This window comes from Streptomyces boncukensis, from assembly GCF_011045075.1.
In the GTDB taxonomy this organism is placed as follows: domain Bacteria; phylum Actinomycetota; class Actinomycetes; order Streptomycetales; family Streptomycetaceae; genus Streptomyces; species Streptomyces boncukensis.
On record NZ_JAAKZZ010000353.1, the window covers coordinates 1 to 8,143 of the forward strand.

Annotated in this window: 6 protein-coding genes; all 6 read left to right on the forward strand. The window is 75.3% G+C overall.

Features of this window, described 5'->3' with window-relative positions:
• The first annotated feature begins 178 nt into the window (after positions 1 to 178).
• Complete coding sequence (gene hutU / locus G5C65_RS26260) at positions 179 to 1,864, forward strand: urocanate hydratase (RefSeq protein WP_165301418.1); 1,686 nt, start codon at positions 179 to 181, stop codon at positions 1,862 to 1,864.
• Positions 1,865 to 1,902: 38 nt separating this feature from the next.
• Positions 1,903 to 3,093, forward strand: coding sequence for an allantoate amidohydrolase (locus tag G5C65_RS26265; protein ID WP_165301423.1), 1,191 nt, complete (start codon positions 1,903 to 1,905; stop codon positions 3,091 to 3,093).
• Positions 3,090 to 4,448, forward strand: a complete 1,359-nt coding sequence (locus G5C65_RS26270) for a formimidoylglutamate deiminase (protein WP_165301419.1) — start codon at positions 3,090 to 3,092, stop codon at positions 4,446 to 4,448. Before G5C65_RS26265 ends, G5C65_RS26270 begins: the two co-directional genes overlap by 4 nt.
• Positions 4,449 to 4,510: 62 nt before the next feature.
• Positions 4,511 to 5,683 carry an imidazolonepropionase gene (gene hutI, locus G5C65_RS26275; protein WP_165301420.1) on the forward strand — a complete coding sequence of 391 codons (1,173 nt, stop codon included), beginning with the start codon at positions 4,511 to 4,513 and terminating at the stop codon, positions 5,681 to 5,683.
• A 58-nt stretch (positions 5,684 to 5,741) separates the two neighbouring features.
• A complete protein-coding gene (locus G5C65_RS26280; RefSeq protein WP_165301421.1) occupies positions 5,742 to 6,644 on the forward strand; it encodes an alpha/beta fold hydrolase in 903 nt (300 codons plus the stop codon).
• A gap of 112 nt (positions 6,645 to 6,756) precedes the next feature.
• The coding region (locus G5C65_RS26285; protein WP_241266064.1) for an MFS transporter at positions 6,757 to 8,143 on the forward strand (1,387 nt) is incomplete at its 3' end.

Here is an 8,143-nt window from a genome sequence, read left to right on the forward strand (position 1 = left end):
GAGGGCGGGGAGGGCGGCGAGGGGCCGGGCGTGTGCTGATGCCTGTGCGTCGGTCATACGGCCAGCCAAACACGCCGTACGTCCCTGGCCCAGGGGTTTGCCCGCCGCCCGTTGACTGAAAATATTCAGCGAATAAGGTGAATGAATAACTGATGGATACGGTGAGGGAGGCAGCGGCATGGCAGCAGCGGGACCGCGACCCGTACGGGCACCGCGCGGCGGCGGGCTGAGCGCGCGGGGGTGGCCGCAGGAGGCGGCCTACCGGATGCTCCAGAACAATCTGGACCCCGAGGTCGCCGAGCACCCCGACCAGCTCGTCGTCTACGGCGGCACCGGGAAGGCCGCCCGCGACTGGGGCTCCTTCGAGGCCATGCTGCGCACCCTGCGCACCCTGAAGGACGACGAGACCATGCTCGTCCAGTCCGGCCGCCCGGTCGGCGTGATGACCACCCACGAGTGGGCCCCGCGCGTCCTCATCGCCAACTCCCACCTGGTCGGGGACTGGGCGAACTGGGAGGAGTTCCGCCGGCTGGAGCAGCTCGGCCTGACCATGTACGGCCAGATGACGGCCGGCTCCTGGATCTACATCGGCACCCAGGGCATCCTCCAGGGCACCTACGAGACCTTCGCCGCCGTCGCCGCCAAACTCGCCCGGGAAAACAAGCACAGCGCCGGGTCCCTGGCCGGCACCGTCACCCTCACCGCCGGGCTCGGCGGCATGGGCGGCGCCCAGCCGCTGGCCGTGACCATGAACGGCGGCGTCGCCATCGTCGTCGAGTGCGACCCCTCGCGTATCGAACGGCGGATCGCGCACGGCTACCTCGACGTCCGCGCCGAGGACACCGCCGACGCGCTGCGCCGCGCGACCGAGGCCCGCGACGCGCGCCGCCCGTTGTCCATCGGGCTGCTCGGCAACGCCGCCGAGGTGCTGCCCCGGCTGCTCGCCGAGGGCGCCCCCATCGACATCGTCACCGACCAGACCTCGGCGCACGACCCGCTCGCCTACCTCCCGCTGGGCGTCGACTTCGCGGACATGCACACGTACGCGAAGGAGAAGCCCGCCGACTTCACCCGCCGCGCCCGGGAGTCCATGGCGCGGCACGTCGAGGCGATGACCGGCTTCCAGGACGCGGGCGCCGAGGTCTTCGACTACGGCAACTCGATCCGGGGCGAGGCGCAGCTCGCCGGGTACGGCCGCGCGTTCGCGTTCCCCGGCTTCGTCCCGGCGTACATCCGCCCGCTGTTCTGCGAGGGCAAGGGCCCCTTCCGCTGGGCGGCCCTCTCCGGCGACCCGAAGGACATCGCGGCGACCGACCGCGCCCTGCTCGACCTGTTCCCGGAGAACGAGTCGCTGGCCCGCTGGATCCGCCTCGCGGGCGAGCGCGTCCACTTCCAGGGCCTGCCCGCCCGGATCTGCTGGCTCGGCCAGGGCGAGCGCGCGGCGGCCGGCGAGCGCTTCAACGACATGGTGGCCTCCGGCGAGCTGGCCGCGCCGCTGGCGCTGGGGCGGGACCACCTGGACACCGGCTCCGTCGCCTCCCCGTACCGCGAGACGGAGGGCATGCGCGACGGCTCCGACGCGATCGCGGACTGGCCGATGCTCAACGCGATGGTCAACGTCGCCTCGGGCGCTTCCTGGGTCTCCCTCCACCACGGGGGCGGCGTCGGCATGGGCCGCTCGCTGCACGCGGGCCAGGTCACGGTCGCCGACGGCACCGCGCTGGGCGGCGAGAAGCTGCGGCGGGTCCTGACGAACGACCCGGGCACGGGCGTCATCCGGCACGTCGACGCGGGCTACGAGCAGGCGGAGCGGACCGCGGCCGAGCACGCGCTCCGGGTCCCGATGCGGGAGGGCGACGCGTGACGGCGCCGGACCCCGGGAGCCCGCCGTCCTTCCACGCCATGTGGAAGGAGCTGCACCCGCTCGGCCGCCACCCGGGCACCGGCGGCTACCGGCGGTACGCGTGGACGCCGGCCGACCTGGAGTGCCGGGCCTGGTTCCGGGCCCAGGCCGAGGCCCGCGGGCTGGCCTGCGAGACCGACCGCAACGGCAACCAGTGGGCCTGGCACGGGGACCCGGCCGCCGGCGGCGCCGTCGTCACCGGCTCGCACCTGGACTCCGTGCCCGAGGGCGGCGCGTACGACGGCCCGCTGGGCGTGCTCGCCGCCTTCGCCGCCTACGACGAGCTCCGCGGCCGGGGCGTCGCGTTCGCCCGGCCGCTCGCCCTGGTCAACTTCGCCGACGAGGAAGGCGCCCGCTTCGGCCTGTCCTGCGTCGGCTCCCGGCTGGCCGCGGGCGTCCTCACCCGGGACGCCGCACACGCCCTGCGCGACGCCGACGGCGTCAGCCTCCCGCGCGCCATGGAGGCCGCGGGCCAGGACCCGGAAGCGCTCGGCCCGGACCCCGAGCGGCTCGCCCGCGTCGGCGCGTTCGTCGAGCTGCACATCGAGCAGGGCCGGGCGCTGGCCCTCGGCGAGCGGGACACGCCGGTGGGCGTCGCGTCGGCGATCTGGCCGCACGGCCGCTGGCGGTTCGAGTTCCACGGCGAGGCCAACCACGCGGGCACCACCCTGCTGGAGGACCGCCGCGACCCGATGCTGACGTACGCCAACACCGTGCTGGCCGCCCGCAAGAAGGCCCGGCTGGCGGGGGCGCTGGCGACGTTCGGCAAGGTCGCCGTGGAGCCGAACGGCGTCAACGCCGTGCCGTCCCGGGTCAGCGGCTGGCTGGACTCGCGCGCGCCGGACCAGGGCACCCTGGAGTCCGTCGTCGCCGAGATCGAGCGCGCGGCGGCCGAGCGCGGCACCCGCGACGGGGTGGAGGTGCGGGTCGTCACCGAGTCCAGCACGCCGGTCGTCGAGTTCGACCACGCGCTGCGCGACCGGATCGCCGCCCGGCTCGGCGGCGCGCCCGTGCTGCCCACCGGCGCGGGGCATGACGCGGGCATTCTGTCCGCAGCGGTGCCCACCGCCATGCTGTTCGTACGGAACCCGACCGGCGTCTCGCACTCGCCCGCCGAGTCCGCCGGGGAGGACGACTGCGTGGCCGGGGTGACCGCACTCGCCGACGTGCTGGAGGACCTGCTCGTATGACCGACACCTACTGGTGCGAGTACGCCTGGCTGAACGGCACCGTCGAGCCCGGCGTCGCGCTCGACGTCACCGGTGACGGCCGGCTCGGCGCCGTCCGCACCGGCGTGCCGGCGCCGCAGCCCGGCGCCGAGCCGCTGCGCGGCTTCACCCTCCCGGGCCTGGCGAACGCGCACAGCCACGCCTTCCACCGCGCCCTGCGCGGCACGGTGCAGGTGGGCAGCGGGACGTTCTGGACGTGGCGCGAGGTCATGTACGACACTGCCTCCCGCCTCACCCCCGACAGCTACTTCGCGCTGGCCCGCGCCGCGTACGCGGAGATGGCGCTGGCCGGGATCACCTGCGTCGGGGAGTTCCACTACCTCCACCACGCGCCGGGCGGCGAGCGCTACGCCGACCCCAACGCCATGGGCCACGCGCTCGCGGCGGCGGCCGGGGAGGCGGGGATCCGGCTGACGCTGCTGGACGCGGCGTACCTCGCCTCCGGCATCGGCGACCGGGGCCGGGGCGAGCCGCCGACCCGACCTCAGCTGCGCTTCTCGGACGGCACGGCGGACGCGTGGGCGGAGCGGGCCGCGTCCTTCAAGCCGGAGCACGGCGACCGGGTCCGCGCGGGCGCGGCGGTGCACTCCGTACGGGCGGTGCCCGCCCGCGAGCTGCGTACGGTCGCCGAGTGGGCGGCGGAGCGCCGGGTCCCGCTGCACGTCCACCTCTCCGAGCAGACCGCCGAGAACGACGCCTGCGAGCGCGCGCACCGCATGACCCCCGCCCAGCTCCTCGCGGAGCACGGCGTGCTGGGCCCGCGCACCACGGCGGTGCACGCCACCCATCTGACGGACGCCGACGTCGGCCGCCTCGGCGGCTCCCGCACCGGCGTGTGCATGTGCCCCACGACGGAGCGCGACCTGGCCGACGGCATCGGCCCGGCCCCCGCGCTCCAGCGGGCGGGCAGCACGCTCTCGCTGGGCAGCGACAGCCACGCGGTGGTCGACCTCTTCGAGGAGGCCCGCGCGCTGGAGCTGAACGAGCGGCTGCGCAGCCGTACCCGGGGCCACTGGACCTCCGCCCAGCTCCTCCGCGCCGCCACCGAGCACGGGCACGCGGCGCTGGGCTGGCCGGAGGCGGGCCGGCTGGAGCGCGGCGCGCTCGCCGACTTCACGACGGTGGCCCTGGACTCGGTGCGCACGGCGGGCCCGCTGCCGAGGCTGGCCGCCGAGGCGGCGGTCTTCGCGGCGGGCGCCGCGGACGTCCGGCACACGGTGGTGGCGGGCCGGCACGTCGTCCGGGACGGTGCGCATACGGCGGTCCCGGACGTGCCGGGCGCCCTGTCGGCAGCGATCACCGAGCTGAGGCCGTGACGCATGTGCCCCGCGCCCCTGAGGGCGCAGCCCCTTCGACACTCCAGGGAGACGGGACCCGAATGCCCAGTACAGCGCTCACCCATCTGACCACCCTCGTCACCAACGATCCCGCGTACGGCGACGGCGGGCCGCTCGGCCTGATCGAGGACGCGGCGCTCGTCGTCGAGGACGGCACGGTCGTCTGGGCGGGCCCCGCGCGGCAGGTGCCGGCGGCGGACGAGACCTACGACGCGAGCGGCAGGTCCGCGATCCCCGGTTTCGTCGACTCCCACTCGCACCTCGTCTTCGCGGGGGACCGGACGGCGGAGTTCGCGGCCCGGATGTCCGGACGTCCGTACACCGCGGGCGGCATCCGCACCACGGTCGCGGCGACCCGCGAGGCGAGCGACGACGCGCTCTCCGCGAACCTCGCCCGGCATCTGCGGGAGATGCTCCGCCAGGGCACGACGACCGCCGAGACCAAGTCGGGCTACGGGCTGTCCACCGCGCAGGAGGCCCGCGCGCTGCGGCTGGCCCGCGCGCACACCCCGGAGACCACCTTCCTGGGCGCGCACCTCGTGCCCCCGGAGTACGAGAAGGACCCGGACGGCTACACCGCGCTCGTCGCGGGCGAGATGCTCCAGGCGTGCGCCCCGTACGCCCGCTGGGTGGACGCGTTCTGCGAGCGGGGCGCCTTCGACGGGGACCAGACCCGGGCCGTGCTGACGGCGGGCCGGGAGCAGGGCCTCGTCCCGCGCGTGCACGCCAACCAGCTCTCCCACGGGCCCGGCGTGCAGATCGCGGTGGAGCTGGGCGCGGCGTCGGCCGACCACTGCACTCATCTGACCGGCGCCGACGTGGACGCGCTCGCGCACAGCGAGACGGTGGCCACCCTGCTCCCCGGCTGCGAGTTCTCCACCCGCTCCCCCTACCCCGACGCGCGCCGGCTGCTGGAAGCGGGCGTGACGGTGGCGCTGTCCACGGACTGCAACCCGGGCTCGTCGTTCACCTCCTCCATGCCGTTCTGCATCGCCATCGCCGTACGGGAGATGGGGATGACCCCCGACGAGGCGCTGTGGTCGGCGACCGCGGGCGGCGCGCGGGCGCTGCGCCGCACCGACGTCGGCCGGCTCTCGCCCGGCGCGCGCGCCGATCTGGCGCTGCTGGACGCGCCCTCCCCGGTGCACCTCGCCTACCGCCCGGGGGTCCCGCTGGTCGCGGAGGTCTGGCGGGACGGCGTACGCGAGATCTGAGCCGGCGCGAGATCCGAGGCGGCCCGGTCCGGGCGCGGGCGTGTGCGATGCTCCCGCTGTGGCCGATGATGTGACGGACGACGAAGCGAAGCGCGCCGAACTCAAGCCGCTGGCCGAGGCGTCGGCCCAGGACGGCGGGCGGTTCACGCTGTACGGACTGCGCCGGGAGGACGGGCCGCGGCGTCCCGTCGTGCTCATCGCCTCCGCCATGGGCACGCCCGCCGGCTTCTACCGGCGGCTGGTCGGGGAGCTGCACGCGGCGGGCGTGAGCGCCGCGGTGTACGACTTCCGGTGGCAGGGGGAGCGGCAGGGGGAGCGCGGCGGCGCCGACTTCGGCTACCCGGAGCTGGTGGCGGATCTGCGGGCCGCGCTGGCCGCGGTGCGCGCGGAGTTCCCCGGGGCGCCCGTCGTCGTACTCGGGCACAGCCTGGGCGGGCAGCTGGCGCTGCTGCAGGCGGCCGGGGCCGCGGCGGCGGGGGAGCGGGGCCCTGACGCGGTGGCGCTGGTGGCCTCCGCCTCGGTGTACCACCGCGCGTTCGGGCCGCGTGCGCCCGGTCTGCTGCTGTTCGCCGCGGCCATGGCCGGGTACGCGCGGGTGCGGGGGCACTGGCCGGGCTACTTCTTCGGCGGGGTGCAGCCGCCGGGCGTCATCCGCGACTGGGCGCACCAGTCGCGCACCGGCCGCTACCGGCTGGGCCCGCACGGTGAGCGCGTCGAGGAGGAGCTGCGTGCGCTGCGGCTGCCGCTGCTGCGGGTGGACGTGGCGGGCGACTTCTTCGCGCCGCCCCGCGCCACGTCCCATCTGTGCGGCAAGGTGCCGGGCGCCGAGGTGGAGCACTGGCGCTACACCCCCGCGCTCGCGGGCGCCGACCGCCTGGACCACTTCAGCTGGGCCCGCCACGGCCGGGCGCTGGCCCGGCGGCTGACGGAGTGGGCGGCCCGCCTCCCTGCGGACGAGTAATTGTAGGCGTACAATAATTGTGTACGCACAACTATCTCGGAGGGCGGTTCCCTTGCGCGATACCCCCGGTCTCACTCACCGCCGCCGTCTGCTGGTCCTCGCGATCTGCTGTATGTCGCTGCTGATCGTCAGCATCGACGTCACCGCGCTGAACGTCGCGCTCCCCACCATCCGCACCGATCTGCACGCCTCGGTCTCCGGCCTGCAGTGGGTGCTGGACGCCTACACCCTCGTGCTGGCCTCGCTGCTCATGCTCGCGGGGTCGGTCGCCGACCGGATAGGGCGGCGCCGGGTCTTCCGCACCGGGCTCGCCCTCTTCGTCCTCGGCTCGCTGGCCTGCAGCCTCGCGCCGGGGCTGGGCTGGCTGGTGGCGGCGCGTGTGCTGCAGGCCGTCGGCGGCTCCATGCTCAACCCCGTGGCGATGTCCATCATCACCAACACCTTCACCGAGCCGCGCGAGCGCGCCCGCGCGATCGGCGTGTGGGGCGGCGTCGTCGGCATCAGCATGGCCGCCGGGCCGCTGCTCGGCGGCTTCCTGGTGGACGTCAGCGGCTGGCAGGCGATCTTCTGGCTCAACGTCCCCATCGGCCTGGCGGCCTTCCTGCTCACCGGGCGCTATGTGCCCGAGTCCCGCGCCCCGCACGCCCGCCGCGCCGACCCCGCGGGACAGCTGCTGATGATCGCGCTGCTCGGCTCGGTGACGTACGCGATCATCGAGGGGCCGCGGCACGGCTACGGCTCGCCGCTGGTGCTGGGCTGCGCCGCGCTCGCCGCCGTCGCGCTGTGCGGGCTGCTGGCGTACGAGCCGCGGCGCGCCGAGCCGCTGATCGACCTGCGCTTCTTCCGCAGCGCCCCGTTCGCGGGCGCCACCGTCGTCGCGGTCTGCGCCTTCGCCTCGCTCGGCGGCTTCCTCTTCCTCAACACCCTCTATCTGCAGGACGTACGCGGTCTGGACGCGCTGCACACCGGGCTGTACCTGCTGCCGATGGCCGCCATGACCCTGGTGTGCGGACCGCTGTCCGGACGGCTGACCGCCGTGCGCGGGCCGCGCCCCTCGCTGCTGATCGCGGGCTGCGCGATGACGGCGTCCGGGGTGCTCTTCGCGCTCACCGCCGCCGCTGAGCTGCCCCTCGTGGTGCTGCTCAGCGGCTTCCTGGTGTTCGGAGTCGGCTTCGGCTTCGTCAACGCGCCGATCACCAACACCGCCGTGTCCGGGATGCCGCGCACCCAGGCGGGGGTGGCCGCGGCGCTCGCGTCCACCAGCCGGCAGATCGGGACCTCGCTCGGTGTCGCCGTCATCGGCGCGGTCATGGCCTCGGCCACGGCGGGCGACGCGTTCCGCGGCGCCGAGCGCACCGCATGGTGGATCATGGCCGGGTGCGGCGCGGCGGTGCTCGCCCTCGGGGCGCTCACCACCGGGCGCTGGGCGCGCGGTACGGCGGAGCGCGTGGCCCGGGAGCTGGGCGACGCGGAAGCCGGACCGGAGCCGGGGTCCGGCT

What these genes read in the sequence shown, in the direction of transcription:
- hutU (WP_165301418.1), top strand. Translation starts at nt 179, where the DNA reads ATGGCAGCAGCGGGACCGCGACCCGTACGGGCACCGCGCGGCGGCGGG.
- G5C65_RS26265 (WP_165301423.1), top strand. Translation starts at nt 1,903, where the DNA reads ATGTGGAAGGAGCTGCACCCGCTCGGCCGCCACCCGGGCACCGGCGGC.
- G5C65_RS26270 (WP_165301419.1), top strand. Translation starts at nt 3,090, where the DNA reads ATGACCGACACCTACTGGTGCGAGTACGCCTGGCTGAACGGCACCGTC.
- hutI (WP_165301420.1), top strand. Translation starts at nt 4,511, where the DNA reads ATGCCCAGTACAGCGCTCACCCATCTGACCACCCTCGTCACCAACGAT.